The sequence below is a fragment of the Nonomuraea sp. IBHARD001 genome (genome assembly GCF_056106265.1).
In genome coordinates this window covers 2,605,123-2,629,066 of record NZ_JBWBBW010000002.1, presented here as the reverse complement: position 1 = coordinate 2,629,066, position 23,944 = coordinate 2,605,123, and the positions used below count along the sequence as shown (strand labels likewise).

At 70.3% G+C, this 23,944-nt stretch carries 23 protein-coding genes; 10 read left to right on the top strand and 13 right to left on the bottom strand.

The features are described 5' to 3' along the window. Positions 1-43: 43 nt before the first annotated feature. Together ACTWNK_RS14190 and ACTWNK_RS14185 are read right to left on the bottom strand one after the other, a co-directional pair. Entirely contained in the window at positions 44-700 is a 657-nt protein-coding gene (locus tag ACTWNK_RS14190) for a response regulator (protein WP_474304401.1), read from the bottom strand. Next, the gene (locus tag ACTWNK_RS14185; protein ID WP_474304400.1) at positions 697-1,944 is read right to left on the bottom strand and encodes a sensor histidine kinase; all 1,248 of its coding nucleotides are present in this window, start codon (positions 1,942-1,944) and stop codon (positions 697-699) included. Before ACTWNK_RS14185 ends, ACTWNK_RS14190 begins: the two co-directional genes overlap by 4 nt. Before the next feature lie 109 nt (positions 1,945-2,053). Here ACTWNK_RS14185 and ACTWNK_RS14180 point away from each other — a divergent pair, with 109 nt between their 5' ends. Genes ACTWNK_RS14180 through ACTWNK_RS14170 form a run of 3 tightly spaced genes read left to right on the top strand, consistent with a single transcriptional unit; the run spans position 2,054 to position 4,451 of the window. Further along, positions 2,054-2,290 (top strand): hypothetical protein, encoded by a 237-nt coding sequence (locus ACTWNK_RS14180; RefSeq protein WP_474304399.1) that lies wholly within the window; start codon positions 2,054-2,056, stop codon positions 2,288-2,290. Beyond that, positions 2,287-2,796 carry a PH domain-containing protein gene (locus tag ACTWNK_RS14175; RefSeq protein WP_474304398.1) on the top strand — a complete coding sequence of 170 codons (510 nt, stop codon included), beginning with the start codon at positions 2,287-2,289 and terminating at the stop codon, positions 2,794-2,796. The genes ACTWNK_RS14180 and ACTWNK_RS14175 overlap by 4 nt, the downstream gene beginning before the upstream one ends. After that, complete coding sequence (locus tag ACTWNK_RS14170) at positions 2,793-4,451, top strand: PH domain-containing protein (RefSeq protein ID WP_474304397.1); 1,659 nt, start codon at positions 2,793-2,795, stop codon at positions 4,449-4,451. The genes ACTWNK_RS14175 and ACTWNK_RS14170 overlap by 4 nt, the downstream gene beginning before the upstream one ends. Here ACTWNK_RS14170 and ACTWNK_RS14165 read toward each other — a convergent pair. Genes ACTWNK_RS14165 through ACTWNK_RS14155 form a run of 3 tightly spaced genes read right to left on the bottom strand, consistent with a single transcriptional unit; the run spans position 4,350 to position 8,854 of the window. Continuing rightward, positions 4,350-5,933 carry a hypothetical protein gene (locus ACTWNK_RS14165; RefSeq protein ID WP_474304396.1) on the bottom strand — a complete coding sequence of 528 codons (1,584 nt, stop codon included), beginning with the start codon at positions 5,931-5,933 and terminating at the stop codon, positions 4,350-4,352. The two genes, ACTWNK_RS14170 and ACTWNK_RS14165, sit on opposite strands and share 102 nt — an antisense overlap. Before the next feature lie 42 nt (positions 5,934-5,975). Next, a complete protein-coding gene (locus ACTWNK_RS14160; protein ID WP_474304395.1) occupies positions 5,976-7,355 on the bottom strand; it encodes a serine/threonine-protein kinase in 1,380 nt (459 codons plus the stop codon). Then, positions 7,355-8,854 (bottom strand): serine/threonine-protein kinase, encoded by a 1,500-nt coding sequence (locus ACTWNK_RS14155; RefSeq protein ID WP_474304394.1) that lies wholly within the window; start codon positions 8,852-8,854, stop codon positions 7,355-7,357. Before ACTWNK_RS14155 ends, ACTWNK_RS14160 begins: the two co-directional genes overlap by 1 nt. Positions 8,855-8,942: 88 nt before the next feature. Between ACTWNK_RS14155 and ACTWNK_RS14150 the strand changes: the two genes are divergently transcribed. From ACTWNK_RS14150 to ACTWNK_RS14135, 4 genes are all read left to right on the top strand, one after another. Further along, positions 8,943-10,679 (top strand): DEDD exonuclease domain-containing protein, encoded by a 1,737-nt coding sequence (locus ACTWNK_RS14150; protein WP_474304393.1) that lies wholly within the window; start codon positions 8,943-8,945, stop codon positions 10,677-10,679. 58 nt (positions 10,680-10,737) lie between these two features. Then, positions 10,738-11,025, top strand: coding sequence for an Lrp/AsnC family transcriptional regulator (locus ACTWNK_RS14145; RefSeq protein WP_474304392.1), 288 nt, complete (start codon positions 10,738-10,740; stop codon positions 11,023-11,025). A 170-nt stretch (positions 11,026-11,195) separates the two neighbouring features. Beyond that, entirely contained in the window at positions 11,196-11,948 is a 753-nt protein-coding gene (locus ACTWNK_RS14140) for a CoA transferase subunit A (protein ID WP_474304391.1), read from the top strand. Beyond that, entirely contained in the window at positions 11,945-12,574 is a 630-nt protein-coding gene (locus ACTWNK_RS14135; protein ID WP_474304390.1) for a CoA transferase subunit B, read from the top strand. The genes ACTWNK_RS14140 and ACTWNK_RS14135 overlap by 4 nt, the downstream gene beginning before the upstream one ends. 55 nt (positions 12,575-12,629) lie before the next feature. Here the strand turns inward: ACTWNK_RS14135 and qcrB are convergent, their stop codons facing one another. The 4 genes from qcrB to ctaE are packed head-to-tail and all read right to left on the bottom strand — an operon-like array spanning position 12,630 to position 16,788. After that, positions 12,630-14,243: a cytochrome bc1 complex cytochrome b subunit gene (qcrB, locus tag ACTWNK_RS14130; RefSeq protein ID WP_474304389.1), complete on the bottom strand. Its 1,614-nt coding sequence runs from the start codon at positions 14,241-14,243 to the stop codon at positions 12,630-12,632. Then, positions 14,240-15,349: a cytochrome bc1 complex Rieske iron-sulfur subunit gene (gene qcrA, locus ACTWNK_RS14125; RefSeq protein ID WP_474304388.1), complete on the bottom strand. Its 1,110-nt coding sequence runs from the start codon at positions 15,347-15,349 to the stop codon at positions 14,240-14,242. Before qcrA ends, qcrB begins: the two co-directional genes overlap by 4 nt. After that, entirely contained in the window at positions 15,346-16,155 is an 810-nt protein-coding gene (gene qcrC, locus ACTWNK_RS14120) for a cytochrome bc1 complex diheme cytochrome c subunit (RefSeq protein ID WP_474304387.1), read from the bottom strand. Before qcrC ends, qcrA begins: the two co-directional genes overlap by 4 nt. Positions 16,156-16,170: 15 nt before the next feature. Beyond that, positions 16,171-16,788 carry an aa3-type cytochrome oxidase subunit III gene (ctaE, locus tag ACTWNK_RS14115; RefSeq protein WP_474304386.1) on the bottom strand — a complete coding sequence of 206 codons (618 nt, stop codon included), beginning with the start codon at positions 16,786-16,788 and terminating at the stop codon, positions 16,171-16,173. A 199-nt stretch (positions 16,789-16,987) separates the two neighbouring features. Here ctaE and ACTWNK_RS14110 point away from each other — a divergent pair, with 199 nt between their 5' ends. The 3 genes from ACTWNK_RS14110 to ACTWNK_RS14100 all read left to right on the top strand — a co-directional run bounded on the left by ACTWNK_RS14110 (position 16,988) and on the right by ACTWNK_RS14100 (position 19,592). Beyond that, on the top strand, positions 16,988-17,386 hold the full coding sequence (locus ACTWNK_RS14110) for a hypothetical protein (RefSeq protein ID WP_474310913.1): 399 nt from the start codon (positions 16,988-16,990) through the stop codon (positions 17,384-17,386). A 45-nt stretch (positions 17,387-17,431) separates the two neighbouring features. Continuing rightward, positions 17,432-18,478, top strand: coding sequence for an anthranilate phosphoribosyltransferase (trpD, locus tag ACTWNK_RS14105; protein ID WP_474304385.1), 1,047 nt, complete (start codon positions 17,432-17,434; stop codon positions 18,476-18,478). Positions 18,479-18,833: 355 nt separating this feature from the next. Continuing rightward, the gene (locus ACTWNK_RS14100) at positions 18,834-19,592 is read left to right on the top strand and encodes a sensor histidine kinase (protein ID WP_474304384.1); all 759 of its coding nucleotides are present in this window, start codon (positions 18,834-18,836) and stop codon (positions 19,590-19,592) included. Here the strand turns inward: ACTWNK_RS14100 and ACTWNK_RS14095 are convergent. The 4 genes from ACTWNK_RS14095 to ctaC all read right to left on the bottom strand — a co-directional run bounded on the left by ACTWNK_RS14095 (position 19,589) and on the right by ctaC (position 23,771). Further along, positions 19,589-20,779 carry a L,D-transpeptidase gene (locus ACTWNK_RS14095; protein ID WP_474304383.1) on the bottom strand — a complete coding sequence of 397 codons (1,191 nt, stop codon included), beginning with the start codon at positions 20,777-20,779 and terminating at the stop codon, positions 19,589-19,591. The genes ACTWNK_RS14100 and ACTWNK_RS14095 overlap by 4 nt on opposite strands. A 153-nt stretch (positions 20,780-20,932) precedes the next feature. Then, the gene (locus ACTWNK_RS14090) at positions 20,933-21,328 is read right to left on the bottom strand and encodes a cytochrome c oxidase subunit 4 (protein ID WP_474304382.1); all 396 of its coding nucleotides are present in this window, start codon (positions 21,326-21,328) and stop codon (positions 20,933-20,935) included. Beyond that, the gene (ctaD, locus tag ACTWNK_RS14085) at positions 21,328-23,001 is read right to left on the bottom strand and encodes an aa3-type cytochrome oxidase subunit I (protein WP_474304381.1); all 1,674 of its coding nucleotides are present in this window, start codon (positions 22,999-23,001) and stop codon (positions 21,328-21,330) included. Before ctaD ends, ACTWNK_RS14090 begins: the two co-directional genes overlap by 1 nt. After that, the gene (gene ctaC / locus ACTWNK_RS14080; protein WP_474304380.1) at positions 22,998-23,771 is read right to left on the bottom strand and encodes an aa3-type cytochrome oxidase subunit II; all 774 of its coding nucleotides are present in this window, start codon (positions 23,769-23,771) and stop codon (positions 22,998-23,000) included. Before ctaC ends, ctaD begins: the two co-directional genes overlap by 4 nt. Positions 23,772-23,944: the final 173 nt, after the last annotated feature.

Sequence of the window (23,944 nt, the reverse complement as noted above, 5' to 3'; positions counted from 1 at the left end):
CGCGGGCGGCTTCAGCCCTCGAACGCGTGGGAAAGGCCCGGCCTCACCCGCCGCCGTCGTGCACGATCAGGGCGATCTGCACGCGGTTGTTCAGCTCCAGCTTGGTCAGAATGCGCGAGACGTGCGCCTTGACCGTCGCCACGCTCATGTAGAGCTCGCCGCCGATCTCCGCGTTGGACCTGCCCCTGCCGATCGCCACCGCCACCTCGCGCTCGCGCTCGCTCAGCCTGGCCAGCAGCGCCTTGGCCCGGTCCTTGCGCCCGTCCATGCCGCCGTCGGCGACATGCGTGATGAGCTGCCTGGTCACGGCGGGCGACAGGATCGGCTCACCGGCCGCGACCTTGCGGATGGAGGCGACGAGTTCGGCGGGCGGGATGTCCTTCAGCAGGAATCCGGCGGCTCCCGCCCGCAGGGCGCGCAGCACCTGGGCGTCGGCGTGGAAGGTGGTCAGCACCACGACCTCGGGCGCGCCCGTCCTCGCGCGCAGCGCCTCGGTCGCGGCCAGGCCGTCGACCCTCGGCATCCGGATGTCCATGAGCACCACGTCGGGACGCTGCTCGGCCACCAGCCTCGGCACCTCGTCGCCGTCGGCCGCCTCGCCGACGATGAGGATGTCGCCGGTGCCGGACAGGATCATCGAAAGCCCGGCGCGTACCAGGGCGTCGTCGTCGACGATGACGACACGGATCGGAGTGCTCACGGCGACCACGGTAGCCACGCCTTCAGCCGGAAGGCCCCGTCGGGTGCCACGCCGTGCACCAGCGTGCCTCCGGCGAGCTCGGCGCGCTCGGTCAGCCCGATGAGCCCGGTGCCCGCGCCGGGGATGCCGCTCGGCCCCCGGGTGCCCGTGTGCTGGGCCTGCTGGGCGGCGTGCCTGCGCGCCGGGACGGGCAGCGGGTTGCGTACCTCGATCGTGAGCCCCTCGCCCGGCTCACCCGCGACTATGACCATGACCGGCGCTCCCGGCGCGTGCTTGCGGGCATTGGTGAGCCCCTCCTGAACGATGCGGTAGGCGTTGCGGCCGAGCGACTCGGGCGCCTCGCCCGCCGCCGCCAGGTCGAGGCTGACGTCGACCCCGGCCTGGCGGCACTCCTCGACCAGGCCGGCCAGGTCGGCGAGCGTGGGCTGGGGGCGTTCGGGGCGGTCCTCGTCGGGGGTGTGGCGCAGGACGCCGATGACCTCGCGCAGGTCCTGCAGGGCCAGGTGCGCGCTGGAGCGGATGGCGCCCGCCGCCCTGGCGATCTCGTCGGCGGGCGCGTCCGGCCTGAACTCCAGCGCCCCGGCGTGCAGACTGAGCAGCGAGATGCGGTGGGCCAGCACGTCGTGCATCTCGCGGGCGATGCGCTCGCGTTCGAGCCGTCTGGCCTCGCCCGCCGCCTCCTGCGCGCTGAGCTCGGCCTGCCTGCGCAGCGAGAACACCAGCTGCCTGCGCGCCCGTACGAACATGGCCCAGGCGAAGAACATCAGGTTCAGCGACGCGCCCACCAGGTAGGCGCCCCAGTACGGCAGCTCGGGATCGGGATGCATCAGCAGATAGGGCGCGAGCGTCAGCAGATACAGCGCGAGGATCGGCCCGGCGACCTTGAAGGGCCGATGGACCGCGACCGTGAACAGGGCGATGGCCCCGACGCCCGCGACCGCCATCGAGAACGTGCCGATCACCGCGACCGCCACCGCGAGCTGCGTCGGCCACCTGCGCCGCGACCACACCGCAGCGCACGCCAGCGCGCCCACGCCCTGCTCGACCCCGGCCAGCGGCGCGGTGTAGTAGTCGTCGAGCCCGGTCTCGACCGTCACCCAGGTCGCGGCGGCGGCGAGCAGGAACATGACGATGTCGACGATCCAGTCGCGCGTGCTGCGGCGCACGGGCCTGCTGTCGTCGTCGGCGCCGAGCACGACCCCCGGCAGCAGCCAGCGGTAGTCGCCCTTGTGTCCCTTTCCCATGTCCCTCCAGGTTAGGGCGGCGGGCGTGCGGCCGACAGCAGACCAAAGTCGATGACGTGTCGACCTCTGGCCGAGGTGGCGTGGCGGGCACGCGGGCCAGGCTTGGAGCATGAAGAGAGCTCTCGAGGTCGTCGGCTGGTTCGTGGTGGTGCAGGGCGTGTGCGGCCTGATCAACCATCTGTTCGGCGTGTGGCGCTGGGCGACGAACGTCCTGGTGGTCAACCTGCCGGTGTTCGACGGCAAGGAGGTCTTCGCGGCGATCGTGCTGGCCGTGCTCGGGTTCGCGCTGGTGGCCTTCGGGTCGAGCGGCAGGAGCACGAGCGAGGCCGACAGGAGGCGGGCGTGAGCGAGCCGACGGCGGCGGGCCCGCTGGGCCTGCGCCCGCCGCGCAACAGGGCCGACGCCCGCGCGGTCGGGCTGTGGAGCGTGCAGGGGGTGCTGCTGGCGGTGCCGCTGGTGCTGGGCGCGTCCCTCGCGTACTGGTTCCTGACCGACAGGGGCACCGCGTGGAGCGTCGGGCTCGGCGCGCTGGCCGTGCTCGCGCTGCTGTTCGTGCTGGTCGTGCCGAGGGCGGCCTACCGGGTGGCCAGGTGGGAGGTGACCGACGAGGCGGTGTACACGCGTTCCGGCTGGCCGACGGCCACCTGGCGGGTGGCCCCGATGTCGCGCGTCCAGACCGTCGACAGGCAGCAGGGCCCGGTGCAGCGCTACTTCGGGCTGTCCGACGTGACCGTCACGACCGGCTCGGCCTCGGGCGCGATCAAGATCGAGGCGCTGGACCAGGAGCTGGCGGCCGAGCTGACCGAACGGCTCACGGCGATCACCCAGGCGACCGAGGGGGACGCGACGTGAGCACGCCCGAGACCGGCTGGCGGGAACTCGGCGCGCGCACGGTCGCGGTGCGGGCGCTGGTGGCGCTGACCGGTGTCGTGCCCGGCGTGCTGGTGCTGTCCAGGGTGGCGCTGAGCCAGGACGTGCCGCTCGCGTTCGTGGCCGGGGCCGGTACGGCGGTCGCGGTGCTGGCCATGGCCTCGGTGCTCGCCTACGAACTGGCCAGGCTGCGCACGACGCGCTGGCGGCTCGGCGAGGAGCGCTTCGAGCTGCGGTCGGGCGTGTTCGACAGGCGGCACCGCTCGATCCCGCGCGACCGGGTCCGCAGCGTGGACGTGACGGCCGATCCCGTACGCAGGGTGTTCGGCCTGGCCGTCGTCAAGGTGGGCACCGGCGAGCAGGGCGGCGGCGAGAACTCGGGCCTGACCCTCGACGCCCTGCCCGCACCCGAGGCCGAACGCCTGCGCGGCCTGCTCCTGCGCCGGGCCGCTCCCGAGACGATCGCCGCACAGCCGCCGGACACGGCCGTCGCGCGGCTGCGCTGGGAGTGGATCAGGTACGCGCCGCTGACCGTGTGGACGCTGGTCGGCGGCGCCGTCGTCGTGGCGCTGCTGTACCGGGTGCTGGACAAGGTGCTCGACGTCATAGGCGTGGAGCTGTTCACGATGGACGATGCGCAGGGCGTGTGGGCGTGGTTCACCTCGGTGTCGTTGTGGATCGGCGTTCCGGTGCTGGTCGCGGTCAATCTGCTGGTCGGGCTGGTGGGGGCGGTGGCGCTGTTCGCCGAGTCGTGGGGCCGCTACCGCCTCGATCGCGAGCCAGGCGTCCTGCGGCTGAGCAGAGGGCTGCTGACCACGCGCTCGCTGACGCTGCAGACGCGGCGGCTGCGGGGCGTCGAGCTGTACGAACCCCTCCTGCTGCGCCTGGGCGGCGGCGCCAAGGTCAAGGCGCTGGCGACCGGGCTGCGCGGCAGCACGTCGGGCGAGGAGGGCAAGAGCGAGGACCTGTCCGGCCTGACCCCGCCGATGCCGCGCGCCGAGGCCAGGCGGATCGCCGACGCCGTCCTGGCCGTCAGGACGCACGAGGAGACACCGGCCGTGCTCGCACCCGCCCTGACCCCTCATCCGGCACAGGCCAGGCTGCGCCGGGTGCGATCGGCGTTCCTCGACGCCGGCGTCCTGCTGGTGGCGGTCGTGGTCACGGGGCTGGTGTGGCGGGACATGCCGGTGTGGGCCTACGCGGCGCCCGCGGCGGTGCTGGCGCTCTCGCTGGCGGGCGGCCTCGCCTCCTACCGCGCGCTGGGGCACCGCCTGACGCCGCTGCACCTGGTGACCCGCTCGGGTACAACGGCGCGGCGCACGGTCGCGCTCGAACGGGCGGGGATCATCGGCTGGACGGTCAGGCAGTCGCCCTTCCAGCGCAGGCTAGGCCTGATCACGGTCACGGCGACGACGGCGGCGGGCGACGGCCGCTACGACCTGGTCGACGTCGGCGCCTCCCAGGGCCTGGACGTGGCCGCCCGCGCCGTACCCGGCCTGCTCACGCCCTTCCTCGCGTGCGGGCAGGGCAGCACGTCAGCCGATGCCGCCCTCCGCCAGGGCGGTGAGCATGGCCTCGGCCAGGGTTCGCGCTCCGGATCTCGCCTCGGCGCCCGCCATCAGCACCGACTCGGGTGAGTTGAGCTCGGCGTCCTTCGGCAGGCGGGCTCCGGCGAAGTCGACCAGGACGACGTAGGCGCCCGTTCTGGCCACGACGAGCCCGGTGCCGACGTGCGGGCTCTCGGTCTCGCTACGGACGTACTGGACGAACGCCTCCTGGCCCAGGCCCTTGAGGCGTTGCACCTTGCTCCAGGCGATGCCGCCGAACGAACTGCCCTCGGTCGAGCGCGTCCTGCCGACCTCCTCGGTGTAGCGGCCCTTGGCTCCGGCCTCGTTCGCGCGGCCCGCCCTGTCGGTGTAGGCGGCGACGGTGACGAGGGCGCTGCGGATGTCCCTGAGGCCCTTGCCCGCAGGCAGGTCGACGTTGAGCCAGCGGCACTCGGTCTCGGTGAAACCGGCGCCCTGACTGCCTCTCGCCCTGGTGGTGGCCTTCGGCACGACCGTGGCCGCGGCCTGTCCGGTGCGCGCGCAGGCCTGGGGGAAGGCGGCGAGCACGGTCGGCTCGGGCGCGGCCGACGGCGAGGCGCTGGGCGCGGCGGCGGTGGCGCTCGTGGCCGGATCGGGGCGGCCGAGCGTGCCCGGGTTGCTCGCCCGCCAGGCCGTCACGCCCTTGGCCACGTGGGTGAGCAGGCCGGACACCGTGCGCAGGGCGTTCTGCTCGCTGACCGAGCGGGTGGTGTCGGCCGTGAGGATCTTGGCGTCCTTGCGCTGCTGGCCCGCCTGGAACTTCACCTCGAACGTGATGTCGCCGACGCGGCCCCGCCCTTCGCCGAAGGAGTACCACAGCAGGTCGCCGGACCTGGTCCACACGTACTGCGAGAAGGCGCCCTCGCCCACGCCTGGCACCTCGGCGACCGGCGAGTAGTACTGCTTGTCGCCCGGCTTGGGGGCCGGGGAGGGCTTGGTGGTGTTCCGGTAGGTGAAGTACTCGAAGTCGCTCTCGTGGGCCTGCTCGGCCATCGCTCTGCCGGTCTTGTTGCCGCTTCCCCTGTGCTGGAAGAGCTTGACCTGGATCTCGCGGCTGCGGACGTACTCGCCGTGCGAGATGCGGTCGTTCTTCCACGAGCACGACCATCGGATGCCGACGTCGATGTCCTTGGAGTCCTTGGCCACCGCCGCCTCCGGGACCAGGCGTTCGGCCTCGCCCTTGGGGATCATCGAGCACACGTCGGGCGGGGCGCCGCCCTGCGGCCTGCCCTTGGACGCCTGCGGGAGGGCCGAGGGCGAAGGGTCGCGCCTGCCGTACACGAAGTAGGCGGCGATGCCGCCGAGCAGGACCAGGACGATCGTGGCCGCCATCGCGGGTATCACCCAGCCGCCGCCCTTCCTGCGCCTTCGGCCGCCTGGCGCCGTCGGACCGGTGGGGTTCGGCGGGAGCGTGCCGTGCGCGGGGGCGTAGGGCGGCCTGCGGTCCTGTGCGGGCTGCAGGTACGGCGAGGGCGGCGGCTGTCGCTGCCCGGGGTGCATCCGGTGGTAGTCGTCGTCGCTACCAGGGTTCACGAAGGACTCCCGCCGTTGTCCATATATGTCCGGACGAAGATGCTAGCCATTCAGGGCCGCCGAAACCCATTCAGCGGCGACCAGCGCCGCCCCGCGCTCCCGGTCCGACATCCTCTCGACGCCGTGCGCCGTGACCGCGACCACCGCCACCAGGTTGCTCGACCTGATCCGCAGCAGGCTGGAGGCGTCGTACTCGGTGCCCTGGCCGCCGAAGCCGAGACGGCGCATGTGGTCGTGCGCGTAGGCGGCGTCGCCGAGGCCGGGCACGTCCCTGGTCGGCGACCAGGCCTCCCTGATCGCCCCCTTGGTGCCCGCCGCCGCCGTGGCGCGTTCGTCGTCGAACAGGATCTTCGCGACGTCCTGGCCCCTCGGCTCGACCGACAGCCTGACCGACAGCGAACGATCGGTCCGCACGCCGTCGCGGTGCTCCCATCGGCACTCCCCCGGGCGCGGCACCGTCGTGCGCACCTGCCCGCCGAGCAGCTCGGCCGCCCGCGTGTCGCCGACCAGCGCGCACGCGTCGGGCAGTGCGGCGAAACGGCCGTCGGGAGGCGGGTCAGGCCTGGCCAGGCCGTACCAGCCGAGTGCCAGGGCCACGGGGAGCAGGCCGAGCAGCCACCACGGCCTGCGGCGCGGCCCGCCGACGGGACCGGCGAGCACGGCGGCGACCTCGTGCGGTGCGGGCCGGTCGGCCGGGTTCTTGGCCAGCATCGCCAGCAGCAGCGGGCCCAGCACGGGACCGGCACGCAGCGGCGGTGGCGGCTCGTGCAGCAGGACGGCGGCGGCGACCGCGGCGGGCACCTCGCGGTGGAAGGGCGCCTCGCCCTCGACGGCCGTGTACAGGGCCGCGCCGAGCGACCACAGGTCGGAGGCGGGCGTCGGCGCCACGGCGTTCAGCCGTTCCGGCGGCATGTAGCCGGACGTGCCCGACGTGGCCGAGTCCCCGTGCCCGCCCACGCGTGCGGCGATGCCGAAGTCGGTCAGCAGGGCCCGGCCGTCGGCGTCCAGCAGGATGTTGCCCGGCTTGACGTCCAGGTGCAGCAGGCCGTGGTCGTGGGCGTGGGTGAGCGCCGCCATGATCTGCGCGCCGATCGCCGCGACCCGTTCGGGCGGCAGCGGCCCCTCGTCGGCGACCACGCGGTCGAGCGAGCGGCCGTCCACCAGGTCCATCACGATCCACGGCAGGCCGTCGGCGAGCACCACGTCGTGCACCACGACGATGCCCGGGTCGCGCAGCCCCGCCGTCATCCTGGCCTCGTGCAGGGCCCTGCGCGCGTAGGCGGCGGCGTCCTGGCCGGTGGGCACGCGCACGCGCTTGATCGCCACCTCGCGGTGCAGGACCTCGTCCCTGGCCCGCCAGACCGTGCCGGAGCCGCCCGCGCCGAGCGGCTCGCCCAGTGCGTAGCGTCCGGCCAGCAGCACTACACCTCACCCCGCAGCGCCGCGGCGGTCCGCTTGGCCGCCTCCAGCGCCTTGTGCCTGATCTGCTCGTCGGTCGGCTTGGCGTTGAGCGTGGAGTAGTCCACCCTGACCACGAGATTGGCCAGCCGGTAGTACACGCTCGCCGTGTGCACCCGGCCGCCCGGCGCGCCGAGCTCGAACCCGAACGCCTCCTCGCCCACGCCCTCCACCGTCCTGGCCGCCGACGACTCGGCCGAAAGTGTTTTGGACACGCCGATCTCGGGCCAGGTCCACTGCACGCTCTTCATCGGCCGGTCCCAGATCCTGACCCGGTTGTCGAACAGCGCGTCGGCCGCCTGCGGGGTCATCGACCAGGGCTGCGGCGTGTCGGAGTCCTTCTCCACCAGGACCGCGACGCCCTGGCCCGGCGTGGCCCAGCCGCACGAGGTGCCCTCGCCGTCGCTCCTGCGCACCCCCGTGGGCGGGCTGCCCGTGCCCAGCGCCTCCCCGACCTGCGCGGGCGTCAGCAGCGTGCACAGGTCGACCGGCATCGTGTACGCCTCGGGCGGCGTCGGCTCCATGTTCAGCACGACGGTGCCGGTGACGCCCGCCGCGACGGCCAGCACCGCGACCGCGCCGAGCACCACGCGCAGGCGTTTCGGCCTGGCGCCCCTGGCCGGTTGGGTGGCGTCGTACTCGTAGTCGGCGCCGTCGCCGGCCGCCACCTGCCTGAGCAGCCTGAGCGCCGTCTCCAGGTCGGGCCGTGCGGCCGGGTCGCGGGCCATCAGGGCGCTCAGCACCGGCCCGAGCGCCCCGGCGTTGACCGCGACGCGCGGCGGCGAGGTCACGGTCGCACTGATGCGCTCGCCGGGACTGCCCTCGTAGGCCGCCCTGCCCTCCACCGCCGAGTACAACGACGAGCCGAGCGACCACAGGTCGGAGGCCGGGCCGCCGAGGTTGCCCTCCAGGATCTCGGGCGCGATGAAGCCGGGCGAGCCGACCAGCATGCCCGCCTCGGTGAGCGCCGTGCGGCCCTCCTGCCTGGCGATGCCGAAGTCGGTCAGCACGACGCGGCCGCTGTCGGTGAGGAAGATGTTGCCCGGCTTGACGTCGCGGTGCTGCACGCCCTGGGCGTGCGCGGCGATGAGCGCCTCCACGACGTCGCCGCCGACCCTGGCCGCACGCTCGGGCGGCATCGGGCCGTACTCCTTGACGACCTGGCCCAGCGTCCGGCCGCGCAGCAGCTCCATGATCAGCCACGGCCTGCCGTTGGCGATCAGCACGTCGTGCAGGGCGACGATGCCGGGATGGCGTAGTTGCGCGGTCGACTGCGCCTCGCGCACCGAGCGGGTGGCCGCCTCGTCGCGCTGGGCGTCGGTCAGGCCTTCGGGGATGATGAGCTCCTTGACCGCGACGTCACGGTCGAGCATCTCGTCCCTGGCCAGCCAGACGGTGCCCATGCCACCGCGTCCCAGCGGCTGGAGCAGCGTGTATCGATTGGCGAGTCGTCCCCCGGACATACCGGGAGACTAACGAATGATCCGGTCGTACAACGTTTTTTGCTGCGGAAGGCCGGGCGGGCTCTGCCAACTGTCGGTCCTTGCTTCTATGGTCTTGGTCGTGGACGCGGTACAGGGCACACTCGACGAGCTGGGCACCCCTCTGAACGAGGTCACCTTCGTGGTCTTCGACCTCGAGACGACAGGAGGCTCCGCGGCCGAACACCGGATCACCGAGATCGGCGCCGTCAAGGTGCGGGGCGGTGCGGTGCTCGGCGAGCTCGCCACGCTCGTCGACCCCGGCATGCCGATCCCGCCGTTCATCTCGGTGCTGACCGGCATCACCGACACCATGGTCGTCAAGGCGCCCCGGATCGAGTCGGTGCTGCCGAGCTTCCTCGAGTTCGTCAAGGGCGCCACCATCGTGGCGCACAACGCCTCCTTCGACATGTCCTTCATCAAGGCCGCGTGCGCCGCGCAGGGCTACCCGCCTCCGGCCAACCCGGTCGTCGACACCGTCGACCTGGCCCGGCGGGTGCTCACCAGGGACGAGACGCCCAACTGCAAGCTCGCCACGCTCGCCCGCGTGTTCAGGAGCTCCGTCGAGCCGTGCCACCGCGCGCTGCAGGACGCCCAGGCCACCGTCGACGTGCTGCACGGCCTCATCGAGCGGGCCGGGTCCTTCCAGGTGCACACGCTGGAGGAGCTCAAGTCGTTCGTCAGGGCGCCGACGCCCGAGCAGCAGCGCAAGCGCCATCTGGCCGACCAGGTGCCGCACTCGCCCGGCGTCTACCTGTTCGAGGACCAGCGCGGGGAGGTGCTCTACATCGGCAAGAGCACCAATCTGCGCAACCGGGTGCGCTCGTACTTCACCGCGAGCGAGACCAGGCCGCGCATCCGCGAGATGATCGGCATCGCCGACCGCGTGCGGCACATCGTCTGCACCACCGGCCTTGAGGCCGAGGTCAGGGAGCTGCGCCTGATCGGCGGCGCCAAACCGCGCTACAACCGGCGCTCGCGCTTCCCCGAGAAGGTCGTGTGGCTCAAGCTCACCGACGAGCCGTTCCCCCGCCTGTCGATCGTGCGCGAGCTCAAGGACGACGGCGCCACCTATCTCGGGCCTTTCGGCAGCGTCAGGGCCGCCGACGACGCCCGCACCGCCATGCACGAGGCGTTGCCGCTGCGCCAGTGCACCGAGCGCATCACCGCACGCGCCACCCGCTCGGCCTGCGCGCTGGCCGAGATCGGGCGCTGCGGCGCCCCCTGCGAGGGCCGCGAGAGCGCCGCCGACTACGCCAGGCACGTCGAGGGCGCCCGCCGCGCCATGGAGCTGGACGTCACGTCCGTCTACACCGCGCTCGAAGCCCGGATGGAGCGCCTGGCGGTCGAGCAGCGATACGAGGAGGCCTCGCTCGACCGCGACCGGCTGGCGGCCTACGTGCGGACCGCGGCGCGCATGCAGCGGCTCACCTCGCTCACCCGCATCCCGCAGGTCGTCGCCGCCTCGCCCGCCTTCGACGGCGGCTGGGAGATCCACGTCATCAGGCACGGCAGGCTGTGCGCCGCCGGGATGATGCCGCGCGGCGCGCACCCGACGCCGTTCGTCGAGGCGCTGGTCGCCACCGCCGAGACCGTCGTGCCCGGCCCCGGGCCCATCCACGCGGCCAGCGCCGAGGAGACCGAGACCATCCTGCGCTGGCTGGAGTCGCCCGGCGTCAGGCTCGTCGACATCGACGGCGAATGGGCGCTTCCCGCACACGGAGCCGCCCGGCACAAGGCCCGCATCGACTTCGCGTACAAGGGCATGGAACACCGGCGGGCGCGCGAAGGGCGTCCGCTGCGCTGAGGCGGCCGGTCGGCAGACTAGAGTCGGCTGGCAAGCGGCACCGAACGAGGAGGACGACGTGGTCACGGCCATCGTGCACATCAACGCCGAGGTGGACCGTATCCCGGAGGTCGCCCAGACGATCGCCGAGATCGACGAGGTCACCGAGGTGTACTCCATCACCGGCGAGTTCGACCTGCTGGCCATGGTCCGCGTCGCCGACTACGAGCAGATCGCCGAGGTCGTCCCCGGCCGCCTGAACAAGGTCGCCGGAGTCCTGCGCACCGAGACCCACATCGCCTTCCGCACCTACTCGCGCCACGACCTGGACGCCGCCTTCTCGATCGGCCTCACCGAGTCGGACTGACCCCCTTCCGTACGGCAGGCCGTCCCACGCTCCCCTCCGAGCACAGGGCCGGGGCCCGCCGCTCGACGCTCCTGGGGCGGACGTGGCCGGGGAGCGGACGTCGCCCGGCCTTTGACAGGGCCGGGCGCGCTGCGCATACTCGTCGCAGATTTGCGAACACATGGAGTGCCGTGGGACGCGACAAGGTCATCGCCAGTGCCCGGGAGGCGCTGGCCGACGTGCACGACGGCGCGTCCTTCGCGGTCGGCGGCTTCGGCCTCGCCGGGATACCCGACGTGCTGATCCGCGCCCTGTACGACACGGGCGTGCGCGGCATCGGCGTGGTGTCGAACAACTGCGGTGTGGACGGCGGCGGCCTGGGCATCCTGCTGGCCGCCCGGCGCATCGCCAGGGTCACCGCCTCCTACATCGGCGACAACAGGGAGTTCGCCCGCCAGTACCTCGCGGGCGAGCTGGAGGTCGAGCTGACCCCGCAGGGCAGCCTGGCCGAGCGGCTGCGCGCCGGAGGCTGCGGCATCCCCGCCTTCTACACCCCCGCCGGTGTCGGCACGCCGGTCGCCGACGGCGGGCTGCCGCTGCGCCACGCGCCTGACGGCTCGGTCGCGGTGACCTCGCCGCCCAAGGAGGTGCGCGCCTTCGACGGCGTCGACCATGTGCTGGAGCGCGGCATCACCACCGACTTCGCCCTGGTCAGGGCGGCACGCGGCGACCGGCACGGCAATCTGGCGTTCCGGGGGTCGAGCCGCAACTTCAACCCGCTGGCCGCGATGGCCGGACGCGTCACGATCGCCGAGATCGAGGAGCTGACCGAGCTCGACCCCGACGAGGTGCACCTGCCCGGCGTGTTCGTCCAGCGCGTGGTCGTGCTCACCCCCGAGCAGGCCGCCGCCAAGGGCATCGAGAAGCGGACGGTCAGGCCGTGACGTGGTCGAGGGACGAGATGGTCGCCAGGGCCGCGGCCGAGCTGCGTGACGGCGACCACGTCAATCTCGGCATCGGCCTGCCCACCCGCATCCCCTCCTTCCTCGCGCCCGATGTGGACGTCGTGCTGCACTCCGAGAACGGCATACTCGGCGTCGGCCCCTACCCGGCCGAGGACGAGGTCGACCCGGATCTGATCAACGCGGGCAAGGAGACGGTCACCGTACGGCCCGGCGCGTCCTTCTTCGACTCCGCCCTGTCGTTCGGCATGATCCGGGGCGGGCACATCGACGTCGCCGTGCTGGGCGCGATGCAGGTGTCGGCGCGGGGCGACCTGGCCAACTGGATGGTGCCTGGCAGGCTGGTCAAGGGCATGGGCGGGGCCATGGACCTGGTGCACGGCGCACGGCGGGTTCTGGTGATCATGGATCATGTGGCCAAGGACGGCTCGCCGAAGATCGTCGAGGAGTGCTCGCTCCCCCTCACCGGCCGGGCCTGCGTGCATCGCGTGATCACCGACCTGGGCGTGCTCGACGTCACCGCCGACGGCCTGGTACTCGTCGAGACCGCTCCCGGGGTGAGCCTGGCGCACCTGCGCGGGCACACGGCCGCCGAGGTGCGCGCCTGACGGCAACGGAAAAGGCCCGGGGCGTGTGCCCCGGGCCTTCTCCGTCGCGTGAGCGTCAGTGCGTGAGCGACTTGTGGTCGTCGTCGTGGCCGTGGCCGTCGTCGAGCGGGATCTTCTCCCCGCCGTACGCCTTGCTCAGCCGAGCCCGGAGCTTGCCGAGCGGACCGCGCATGCCCTTGGCGGGGATGCCGTCCTTCTCCTCGGTGTCTTCGATGATCGGAATGGGCGACTTGCCACGCATGTGAGCCTCGATGTCCTCGGCCGGTGGCACGTGGACCTCGATGTACTCACCGTGCGGCAGGCGCTTGATGACACCGGACTCGACGCCGTGCCCGATGACCGCGGCGTCGGAACGCTGCAGCCCGAGACACATGCGGTAGGTGATCACATAGGCCAGCGCCGGGCCGAGGAAGATCAGCACACGACCCGCATAGGTGGTCACGTTCAGGCTGATGTGGAAGAACGCCGAGATCTCGTCGTTGGCGCCGAGCAGCCACAGCACACCGTAGAACGTGACGCCCGCCATACCGATCGAGGTGCGGACCGGGTTGTTGCGCGGGCGCTCCACGACGTGGTGCTCGCGCTTGTCCCCGGTGATCCACTGTTCGATGAAGGGATAGGCGGCCAGACCCGTCATGACGATGCCCATCGGCACCAGGGCGGGAATGATCACGCTCATCGGCAGGGTGAAGCCCAGGAAGTTGATCTCCCATGCGGGCATCAGTCGCAGCGAGCCTTCGAGGAAGCCCATGTAGAAGTCGGGCTGCGACCCGGCCGAGATGTCGGCGGGCGTGTAGGGACCGAACAGCCAGATCGGGTTGATCTGCGCGAAGGTCCCCAGCCCGGCGAGCACCGCGAAGGTGAACATGAAGTACGCCCCGCCCTTGATGGCGAAGGCGGGGAAGAACGGCGCGCCGACCACGTTCTTGTCGGTGCGGCCCTTGCCGGGCATCTGCGTGTGCTTCTGCACGACCATGAGGATCATGTGGGCCGTGATCAGCGCCAGCAGGATGCCCGGGATCAGCAGGATGTGCAGCGAGTAGAACCTGGCGACGACGTCCTCGCCCGGATACTCCCCGCCGAACAGGAAGAACGTGACGTAGGTGCCGACCAGCGGCAGCGAGATCGCCACACCCTCGGTGATCCGCAGACCGGCGCCGGAGAGCAGGTCGTCGGGCAGCGAGTAGCCGGTGAGACCGGCGGCCAGGGCCAGCGTCAGCAGCAGGACGCCGATGATCCAGTTCAGCTCGCGCGGCTTGCGGTACGCACCGGTGAAGAACACACGGAGCGCGTGCACCATCATGCCCGCGATGAACAGGAGGGCGGCCCAGTGGTGGATCTGCCGCATGAGCAGACCGCCGCGCACCTCGAAGCTGATCTCCAGCGCCGAGGCGTAGGCCTCGGACATCATCACGTTCTGCAGCGGCTCGTACGGGCCGTCGTAGATGACGTGCGCCATGCCGGGCTTGAACCAGAACGTCAGGAACGTACCGGTGAGCAGCAGGATGATGAACGAGTAGAGCGCGATCTCACCCAGCAGGAACGACCAGTGGTCGGGGAAGATCTTCCGCATGAAGACCTTCAGACCGCCGCCGAGTCCCACCCTGTCGTCGATGTAACGCGCCGGGCCGGCGATGGCCTTGGGTGCGCTCTGGGTGTTGGTGCTCATGCGTGGCCTCCGTTCGCCCTGACCTCGGCCTCGGCGTCGCCGCGCTCCCAGAAGCTGGGACCGACGGGCACCGCGAAGTCGCTCTTGGCCACGAGGAAGCCCTCGGCGTCGACGTCGATGTGGAGCTGGGGCAGCGGGCGCGCGGCCGGGCCGAAGACCACCTTGGCGCCGTCGGCGGCGTCGAAGGTGGACTGGTGGCACGGGCACAGGATGTGGTGCGTGGTCTGCTCGTACAGGGCCGCGGGGCAGCCGACGTGCGTGCAGATCTTGGAGTAGGCGACGATGCCGTCGTGGGTCCAGTTCAGGTTCGTGCCGGACTTGATCTCCTCCGGCCGGAACTTGAGCAGGATCAGCGTCGCCTTCGCCAGCGCGTTGAGGTCGTGCTCGTAGCCCTCGGGCACGACCGACAGGATGCCGCCGGGCGAGTTGAAGTCGGCGGCCCTGATCGGCGCGCCGGTCCCCTCGACCACGAGGCGGCGGTCCTTGCCCTCCTTGGTCTTCAGACCCCAGACGGTGTGCCTGAGCTCCTCGGGGAACTTCGAGGCGGGCATCTTGCTGTTGTCCAGGTCACGCAGCAGGACCAGAGGAAGCAGGCCCAGCGGCGCCATGGCCAGCAGCAGGGTACGGCGAAGCAGCGGGCGCTTGGGAATGCCGCTCTCGGCCGCGCCGTCCATGAAGATCTTCTCGACCGCGGCCCGGTCGGACTCCGAGGAGCCCATTGGGTGGCGGTCCTCGACCATCGTGTACTTCGGCATGATCTGCCGCACCCAGACCGTCATGCCGACGGCCAGCCCGAGCAGGGCCAGCGTCAGCGTGCCGCCGAGTGCGAGGTTCGATACGCCGGTGGCGTCGATGTCGCCGACCTGGAAGTACACGTAGGACACGATGAAGACCAGCGAGGCCAGGAACGTGATCGTGAAGCAGAGCGCCACGATCCTCTCGGCCTTCTTCGCCTTCACCGGGTCCTGCGGGATGATTCCCGGAGTCGGGGCCTCGGCCTCGACTTCCTCGGCGGCCAGCATGGGGCTGCCGGGAGCGGGGGTGCCGATGACGCGCTTGGGCACGCGTTCCTCGGGCCGCTCGATCTCGTGTTCGTTGTCTGTCATGGCTTCTGTCGCTTCTTCGCGGTGATCCAGATGGCGGCGAGAACGAGGGCGGCGATGCCCGCGACCCAGGCCACGAGGCCCTCGGTGACCGGGCCGATGCGGCCGAGACCGAACCCTCCCGGGTCCTTCTGCTCGCGGACCTGCGTGATGTACGCGATCATGTTGCGCTTGTCCTCAGGCGTGATGATCGAGTCGTTGAAGACCGGCATCGCCTGCGGACCCGTGATCATGGCCTCGTAGATCTGCTTCTCCGAGGACTGGTTCAGGTTCGGCGCGTACTTGCCCTGCGTCAGAGCGCCACCGGCGCCGACGAAGTTGTGGCACTGGATGCAGTTCGCGCGAAACAGCTCGCCACCCTTCGCGGGGTCGCCGAGCGCTCCGTCGACCATCTCCTTGGTCGGGACGGTCGGGCCGCCGCCGAGGCTCTGCACGTAGGCGCCGAGCTGGCGGATGGTGTCCTCGTTGACCCACTCGGGCGTGGGCTTGCGCGGGGCCTGGGCTCCGGGCGCCTCCATCGGCATGCGTCCGCTGCTCACCTGGAAGTCAACGGCCGCCGCGCCGACGCCGACGAGGGTCGGGCCCATCGAGCTGCCTTCGGCGTTCATGCCGTGGCAGCTGGAGCATTGCGCGACGAACAGGCTCTTGCCCTCGGCCACGTCGTCGATCCTGCCGGACGCGAGCGCCGCGTCCGCGGGCTCCGCGGACGCGGTGACGAGGGCGTAGCCGCCTCCGAAGAGCGTCAACGCCAGTGCCAGGACGGCGTATCTCGCGAGGGGATGCCGCCGCCGAGCGGTGATCCTTGTCACAGAGATCCCCGATCCTTACTTGATGATGTAGATGGTCGCGAAAAGGCCGATCCAGACGACATCGACGAAGTGCCAGTAGTAGGACACGACGATCGCGCTGGTGGCCTGCTCATGCGTGAAGCGCTTCGCGGCGTACGTGCGTCCCAGCATGAACAGGAACGCGATCAGGCCACCGGTCACGTGCAGGCCGTGGAAGCCTGTGGTCAGGTAGAAGACCGAGTCGTACGCGCTGTGCGACAGGGTGTGACCTTCGTGGGCGAGCTGGATGTACTCGTAGACCTGACCGCCGACGAACACGGCGCCCATCAGGAAGCTGACGAAGTACCAGAACCGGAGCTTGCCGACCTGACCCTTTTCCGCGGCCCACACACCAAGCTGACACGTCACACTCGACAGGACCAGGATGATCGTGTTGACCGTTGAGAACGGGACATTGAGGTGCGCTTCCGGCCAGGGCATTCCCTGACCGAGGCTCACCGACCGGATGGTGAAGTACATCGCGAACAGCGCCGCGAAGAACATGAGCTCAGAGGACAGCCACACGATCGTCCCGACGCTGACCAAGTTGGGCCTGCGGGACGAATGCGCTGTCGTCGTCGTTGTAATTGCGGATGCTGTCGCCACGGGCAGCATTATTGCGGCTCTGGAGGTCGGGTCGCCGCACGACCCCCCGTTAGCGGGGACAAACCCCCTGGAGAACCCGGACAAGCCAGGCAAAACGCCCGACAAACCCTCCGGCCTGGGTATCCGCACCGCCTCACCGGTACGATCCCTGGTGACCATACCTGCCTATGACGGATAGTGAGCAGCGACCGTGAGCACCGACGACACGATGAAGGTCCTCGTCTACAGCGACGACGCCGCGACCAGGGAGAAGGTTCGTCTGGCGCTCGGGCGCAGGCCCGCCGCCGACGTGCCGTTCGTGGAGATCGTCGAGTGCGCCACCGAGCCCAAGGCGCACCAGTGGCTCGGCTCGGGCGAGATCGGCGTCGCCGTGCTCGACGGCGAGGCCAGGCCCGCCGGTGGCATGGGCATCGCCAAGCAGGCCAAGGACGAGGTCTACGACTGCCCGCCGATCTGCCTGATCATCGCCAGGCGCGACGACCGCTGGCTGGCCGACTGGTCGCGCGCCGAGGCCGTCGTGCCGCAGCCGCTCGACCCGATGGTGCTGGCCGAGACCGTCGCGGGCCTCATGCGCTCGCGCACCGCCTCCCGGCTGAACGCCAAGTAGTTCCATCCCTCCCCCCTCCCCGCGCCACGCGAGAAGAAGGTCACCATGGACGCGCGTACCACCTGGCCCTCCCTTCTGTCGGCCCTGCTCACCGGTGAGCACCTGACCGCGGACGAAACCGCGTGGGCGATGCGGGAGATCATGTCCGACTCGGCGACCTCGGTGCAGATCGCCGCGTTCGCGGTGGCACTGCGGGCCAAGGGCGAGACGGTCGCCGAGGTGACCGGCATGGCGCGCACGATGCTGGAGATCGCGACGCCACTGAGCGTCGAGGGGCCGGTCCTCGACATCGTCGGCACCGGAGGCGACCGGGCCCACACCGTCAACGTCTCGACGATGGCCGCCATCGTGGCCGCCGCCGCCGGGGCCAGGGTCGTCAAGCACGGCAACAGGGCGGCCTCGTCCTCGTGCGGCTCCGCCGACGTGCTCGAACACCTCGGCGTCGTGCTCGACCTGCCGCCCGCCGTCACCGAGCGGGTGGCCACCGAGGCCGGGATCGCGTTCTGCTTCGCGCCGGTCTACCACCCCTCGCTGCGCTTCGTCGGGCCGGCCCGCAAGGAGCTCGGCGTGCCGACGGTGTTCAACTTCCTGGGGCCGCTGACCAATCCCGCCAGGCCCGCCGCGCAGGCGATCGGCGTCTACGACGCCCGCATGCTGCCGATCATCGCCGGGGTGTTCGCCGAGCGCGGCGTCTCGGCGCTGGTGTTCCGCGGCGACGACGGCCTCGACGAGCTCACGATCGCGACGACCTCGACCGTGTACGTCGTCCGCGACGGCTCGGCCGTCCAGACGACGTTCGACCCCGCCGTGCTCGGCATCCCGCGCGCCGCCGTCGACGCCCTGCGCGGTGGCGACGTCGCCTTCAACGCCCAGGCCGTGCACGACCTGCTGCGCGGCAAGACCGGTCCCATCCGCGACGCCGTCCTGCTCAACACCGCCGGCGCCCTGGTCGCCCTCGACGGCCCCGGCGACGACCTCGACTCCGCCATGATCGACGCCTACGCCCGAGCCGCCCAGGCCGTCGACTCCGGCCGCGCCGCCTCGACCCTGGACCGGTGGATCGAGATCAGCAACTCCCTCCGCCACCCGTAACCGGACGACCCGGGCCACGGCGGCTTCTGGGGTACTGAGGCCGCTGGCCGCTGGCCCCTGGCCCCTGCGGGACCGAAGCCTCGGGAGCTGGACCCCACAGGGCGAGCGCCTCGGGGCCCGCCGGATGCACACGGCGGACCTGCGGCGAGCTCGCCGTACGAAATCTGCGCAAAATCTTCCCCAGCCAACGGCATCACTCCCCCACGAAGCGATTCCCCCCTCCAAACCCGGACGACAACGGCGCCAAACAGCACAGCCCGCAGACGAAAGCCGCGACTCCATCCCCTAACCGGCGGAGCGGAAATCCCCCGGCATGGGGACGCCAGAGCCTTGACTGGGCCTTTACTGTGCGCTCATGCCGCCTCTCTTCTGGATCATGGCGACGGCCGTGCTCGGGTTGTCGCTCGTGGTCGTCCTCCTGCTGATCGACCGGCGCCGCCCGGCCGTACGCGATGCCTCTCCCCTGCTCAGTGCCGAGAGCGCGGCGGTGCAGGCGGCGCGGGCGCGGCTGGCGCGTGAGCTGCACGACGTCGTCTCGCACGGAGTGAGTGTGATGACGCTCGGCGTGGGAGCGGGACGCATGATCATGGAGAAGGACCCGGGACGGGCCAGGGAGACGTTGCGGGTGGCCGAGGAGGCGGGCAGGCAGGCGCTGACCGAGCTGCAACGGATGATCGCCCTGCTCAGCCCCACGCCCGCCGACGCGCGTGAGCCGCAGCCGAGGCTGTCGGACCTGGCCGACCTGCTGGAGCGGATCAGGCGCTCGGGGCTGCGGGTGGAGCTGCTGCAGGACGGCGGTGCGATGGAGCTGGGCGCGGCGCTGGAGCTGTCTGCCTACCGGATCGTGCAGGAGGCCCTGGAGAACACCGTGGCGCACGCCCACGCCTCGGCCGCCGTCGTCACCCTGCGCTGGCGGCCGGGCTTCCTCGACCTCGTGGTGGCCGACAACGGCCGTGCGTTCGGCCCGGTCGCGCCGGGCAACGGCCTGGTGGGCATGCGAGAGCGCACCGCGCTGTTCGGCGGCACGCTCACGGCTGCCGCCAGGCCGGAGGGCGGCTTCGAGGTACGCGCCCGCCTGCCGACGGCGGGCGAGCTGCGTTCACGTACGGCCTAGAGCTCCTCAGTGGTGCCGGACTTGACCGAGCTCCACTGCAGCCATTCCTTCCAGTTCTCCTGCCAGTGGCCCCAGCCGTTGGTCGGCTCCAGCTCGCGCGGCGTCCCGGTGATGATGATCGGGTCGCCGATCAGCGTGTTCCTGATGAACCAGGAGGCGTTGCCCGGACTGACGTTCACACAGCCGTGCGAGACGTTGGAGTAGCCCTGCGAGCCGACCGACCAGGGGGCGCTGTGCACGTACTCGCCGCTGCTGGAGATGCGGACGGTGTTGTAGACGACCTTGCGGTAGTAGCCGGCCGAGCCGGGACCGATGCCGGGCGAGATCATCACGGTGACGGGCTCGCGCGACATGGCCAGGTGCACACCGCTGGTCGTGTAGTACTTCCACGCGCCGCCCTGCCCCGCGCTCATCGGGATCGTCCTGACCGTCTTGCCGTTGCGCTTGACGGTGAGGTGGTGCGAGCGGGTCGAGCCCTTGGTGATCTGCGATCGGCCGATCTTGAAGTCCAGCCGGTAGTCGCGCTTGCCGTACATGCCGTTGCCGCCGCGTACTCCGGCGAGCTTGGCCTCCAGCCTGACCTTCGTGTACGCGGGCCAGAACGCCTTGGGCCGGTAGTGGACGGTCTTGGAGTCGAACCAGTGCCAGGCCCCTTCGACCGGCTTGCTGGTCCTGACCAGCAGGTTGCGCTCGACCGACACGCGGTCGGTGATCGGCCGGTCGAAGGTGACCATGATCGGCATGCCGACGCCGACGGTGGCGCCGTGGTCCTCCTTGTTCGGCAGCAGTTCGGCGATGCCGAAGCTCTTGGCGGCCTTGAGCGTGGAGAACGTGCTCTTCTCCTCGACGCTCTTGCCCGCCGGGTTGGTGGCGACCGCGGTGACCTCGTAGGAGGTGCCGGGCCTCGCGGTGCGCTTGCTGCGCCACTGGGTGCCGTCGGCGCTGATCTCGCCGGGCATCTCGCCCTCCTTGCCGCGCACGCTGACCTTCTGCAGCGTGCCGCCCTGCGCGGCGACCAGCACGGTGGTGCTGGTGGGGACGTTGCCCGCCTTGTCCAGCGGCAGGACGGACACCGAGGCGTCCGCTGCGGGGGCGGCTGGAGCGCCCGACTCCTCGGCGGCGTTGGCCGTCGAGCACGAGGTCACGAGCGCCAACGCAAGCAGCCCGACCGGTCCACGGAATCGCACGCTAGGCCCCCCAAGTCCGTTTTGATACCGTCACTCCCTTACTACCCAGAGTGATCGACTCGCCACATAGGACATGCGGTAAAAAACACGAAAAGCGGGTGCCCCAAGCTGGGACACCCGCTCTCCGGTACGGCAAGCGCCGACCGCGTGCGGTCAGTGCGAGAAGTTGCCTCGGTAGTACTGGAAGACGAACCCGATCATCGACATGATGATCGCGAAAACGCCGATCATGAACATCCACCAGCCGATGACGAAGCCCACGAAGGCGAACGCGGCGGCGAGGCAGACGAACAGCGGCCACCAGCTGCTCGGGCTGAAGAAGCCCAGCTCACCGGCGCCGTCGGAGATCTCGGCCTGCTTGTCGTCCTCCGGCTGCTCGCCGATGCGACGCGCGGTGAACAGCAGGTAGTACCCGATCATGAACGCGAAGCCGACCGAGATGGCCATGGCCGTGGTGCCGACGGGCTCCCTGGACCAGAACCAGTACACGACGTCGGCCGCGGCGAAGAACAGACCACAGGCCAGGAACAGCCAACCCTGAACCTTCATCAGGCGTCACCCTCCACCGGCTTGGGCGCCGAGACGTGCGGGTAGTGAAGGTCGAACGCGGGGCGCTCGGACCGGATGCGCGGCAGCGAGGTGAAGTTGTGCCGCGGCGGCGGGCAGGACGTGGCCCACTCCAGCGAACCGCCGTAGCCCCACGGGTCGTCCACGGTGACCTTGGGCGCCGTGCGCCAGGTCTTCCAGACGTTGTAGAGGAACGGCAGCGTGGAGGCGCCCAACAGGAAGGCTCCGATGGAGGAGACCATGTTCATGTCGGTGAAGCCGTCGATCGGCGCGTAGTCGGCGTAGCGACGCGGGAAGCCGATGACGCCGAGCCAGTGCTGGATCAGGAACGTCAGGTGGAAGCCGATGAACAGCAGCCAGAAGTGGAACTTGCCCAGCTTGTCGTTCAGCATCTTGCCGGTGAACTTGGGCCACCAGAAGTAGAAGCCCGCGAACATCGCGAACACCACCGTGCCGAAGACCACGTAGTGGAAGTGGGCGACGACGAAGTAGGTGTCGCTGATGTGGAAGTCCAGCGGCGGCGAGGCCAGGATGACGCCGGTCAGACCACCGAGAAGGAAGGTGATCAGGAAGCCGACCGAGAACAGCATCGGCGACTCGAACGACAGGTGACCCCGCCACATCGTGCCGATCCAGTTGAAGAACTTCACACCGGTCGGCACCGCGATGAGGAAGGTCATGAACGAGAAGAACGGCAGCAGCACCTGTCCGGTCGCGAACATGTGGTGCGCCCACACCGTGATCGACAGACCGGCGATCGCGATCGTCGCGCCGACCAGGCCGATGTAGCCGAAGACCGGCTTACGGCTGAAGACCGGCAGGATCTCGGTCACGATGCCGAAGAACGGCAGCGCGATGATGTAGACCTCGGGGTGACCGAAGAACCAGAACAGGTGCTGCCAGAGCATCGCACCGCCGGTCGCCGAGTCGAAGATGTGCGTGCCGAGCTTGCGGTCGGCCTCAAGGGCCAGCAGCGCGGCGGCCAGCACGGGGAAGGCCATCAGCACGAGCAGCGAGGTCAGCAGGACGTTCCACACGAAGATCGGCATGCGGAACATCGTCATGCCGGGCGCCCGCATGCAGATGATCGTGGTGATGAAGTTGACCGAGCCCAGGATGGTGCCCAGACCCGACAGCGCCAGACCCATGATCCACAGGTCGCCGCCGATGCCGGGCGAGCTGATCGCGTTCGACAGCGGTGTGTAGGCGAACCAGCCGAAGGCCGCCGCGCCGTTCGGGGTCAGGAATCCGCTGACCGCGATGATGCTGCCGAACAGGTAGAGCCAGTAGCTGACCATGTTGAGCCGCGGGAACGCCACGTCAGGCGCGCCGATCTGCAGCGGCATGAGCTCGTTGGCGAAGCCCGCGAACAGCGGGGTCGCGAACATGAGCAGCATGATCGTGCCGTGCATGGTGAACAGCTGGTTGAACTGCTCGTTCGTGGTGAACTGCATGCCCGGCTGGGCCAGCTCGGCTCGCATGATCAGCGCCATCACGCCGCCGATCAGGAAGAACACGAACGAGGTGATGAGGTACAGGTGACCGATGATCTTGTGGTCGGTGGACGACATCCACTTCGCGATCACCGAGCCCTTGCGGGTCGGCCTGACGGCCGGCGCGGCGCTCACGTGCACGGGTTCGTTGACTGCGGTCACTGGGCACTCCCAGCCTGGGTCGCGAGGTACGCGTCGTACTCGGCCTGCGGCACGAGCTTGACGTTGAACAGCATGCGGCTGTGGTCGGTGCCGCACAGCTCGGCGCACCGGCCGGCATAGACGCCGGGCTTGTCGAGCATGGTCACGTCGAACTGGTTCTTGTCACCGGCGATGCCGGGGATGACGTCGCGCTTGAACAGGAACGCGGGCACCCAGAACGAGTGGATGACGTCGGGCGAGGACAGCTGGAAGCGCACCTTCTTGCCCACCGGCAGCACCAGCTGAGGACCCTTGCGGTAGTCGCTCACCGGCATGCCGGCCACGACCGCCTTCTTGCCCCCGACCTCGGTGGTGAAGCGCCAGCTCCACTGGAACGCCTCGACCTTGACGATCATGTCGGGCGTGCCCTCGACCTTGGTCATCTCGTTCTGGTCGCGTGCCACGTAGAAGAACAGCACCGAGACCATGACGAGCGGGACCAGCGTGTAGAGGATCTCGATCGGCAGGTTGTACCGCACCTGCGGCGGAAGCTCCCTGGAGTTCTTCCGCTTGCGGTGGAAGATGCACGCCCAAAGGATCAGCGCGGTGACGACGGCGCCGGTGACGAGTGCGGCGATCCAGGCACCGTTCCAGAGCTCCTGGACGATCGGCCCCATGTTGGTGATGCCCTCGGGCAGCCACCCCCGCTTCACTTCGTCATTGCTGCACGCCGTCGCGGTGGCCAGCAGCAGCGCCAAACCGGCGGCTTGCGGCACTCTGCGACGGGCCAACGGGCGCCGTGTCGAACGGCGTGTCGGACTCACGGATCGCCTACCCCACAGATGAAGCCCAGGAGTCACTCCTGGGTGCTCGTTTTTCCATATGCACAGCTGATTGAGGACACATTAGCGCGGGGGGACCCCGGCCCCCCGATCGGCCCCGTTCTTGGCGCGCCGAAGCCGCG

Bases quoted from the DNA above. Each gene is read 5' to 3' on its own strand.
- ACTWNK_RS14185 (WP_474304400.1), bottom strand. From the start codon at position 1,944: ATGGGAAAGGGACACAAGGGCGACTACCGCTGGCTGCTGCCGGGGGTC.
- ACTWNK_RS14180 (WP_474304399.1), top strand. From the start codon at position 2,054: ATGAAGAGAGCTCTCGAGGTCGTCGGCTGGTTCGTGGTGGTGCAGGGC.
- ACTWNK_RS14155 (WP_474304394.1), bottom strand. From the start codon at position 8,854: ATGTCCGGGGGACGACTCGCCAATCGATACACGCTGCTCCAGCCGCTG.
- ACTWNK_RS14150 (WP_474304393.1), top strand. From the start codon at position 8,943: ATGGTCTTGGTCGTGGACGCGGTACAGGGCACACTCGACGAGCTGGGC.
- qcrB (WP_474304389.1), bottom strand. From the start codon at position 14,243: ATGAGCACCAACACCCAGAGCGCACCCAAGGCCATCGCCGGCCCGGCG.
- qcrA (WP_474304388.1), bottom strand. From the start codon at position 15,349: ATGACAGACAACGAACACGAGATCGAGCGGCCCGAGGAACGCGTGCCC.
- ctaE (WP_474304386.1), bottom strand. From the start codon at position 16,788: ATGCTGCCCGTGGCGACAGCATCCGCAATTACAACGACGACGACAGCG.
- ACTWNK_RS14110 (WP_474310913.1), top strand. From the start codon at position 16,988: ATGAAGGTCCTCGTCTACAGCGACGACGCCGCGACCAGGGAGAAGGTT.
- trpD (WP_474304385.1), top strand. From the start codon at position 17,432: ATGGACGCGCGTACCACCTGGCCCTCCCTTCTGTCGGCCCTGCTCACC.
- ACTWNK_RS14100 (WP_474304384.1), top strand. From the start codon at position 18,834: ATGCCGCCTCTCTTCTGGATCATGGCGACGGCCGTGCTCGGGTTGTCG.
- ACTWNK_RS14090 (WP_474304382.1), bottom strand. From the start codon at position 21,328: ATGAAGGTTCAGGGTTGGCTGTTCCTGGCCTGTGGTCTGTTCTTCGCC.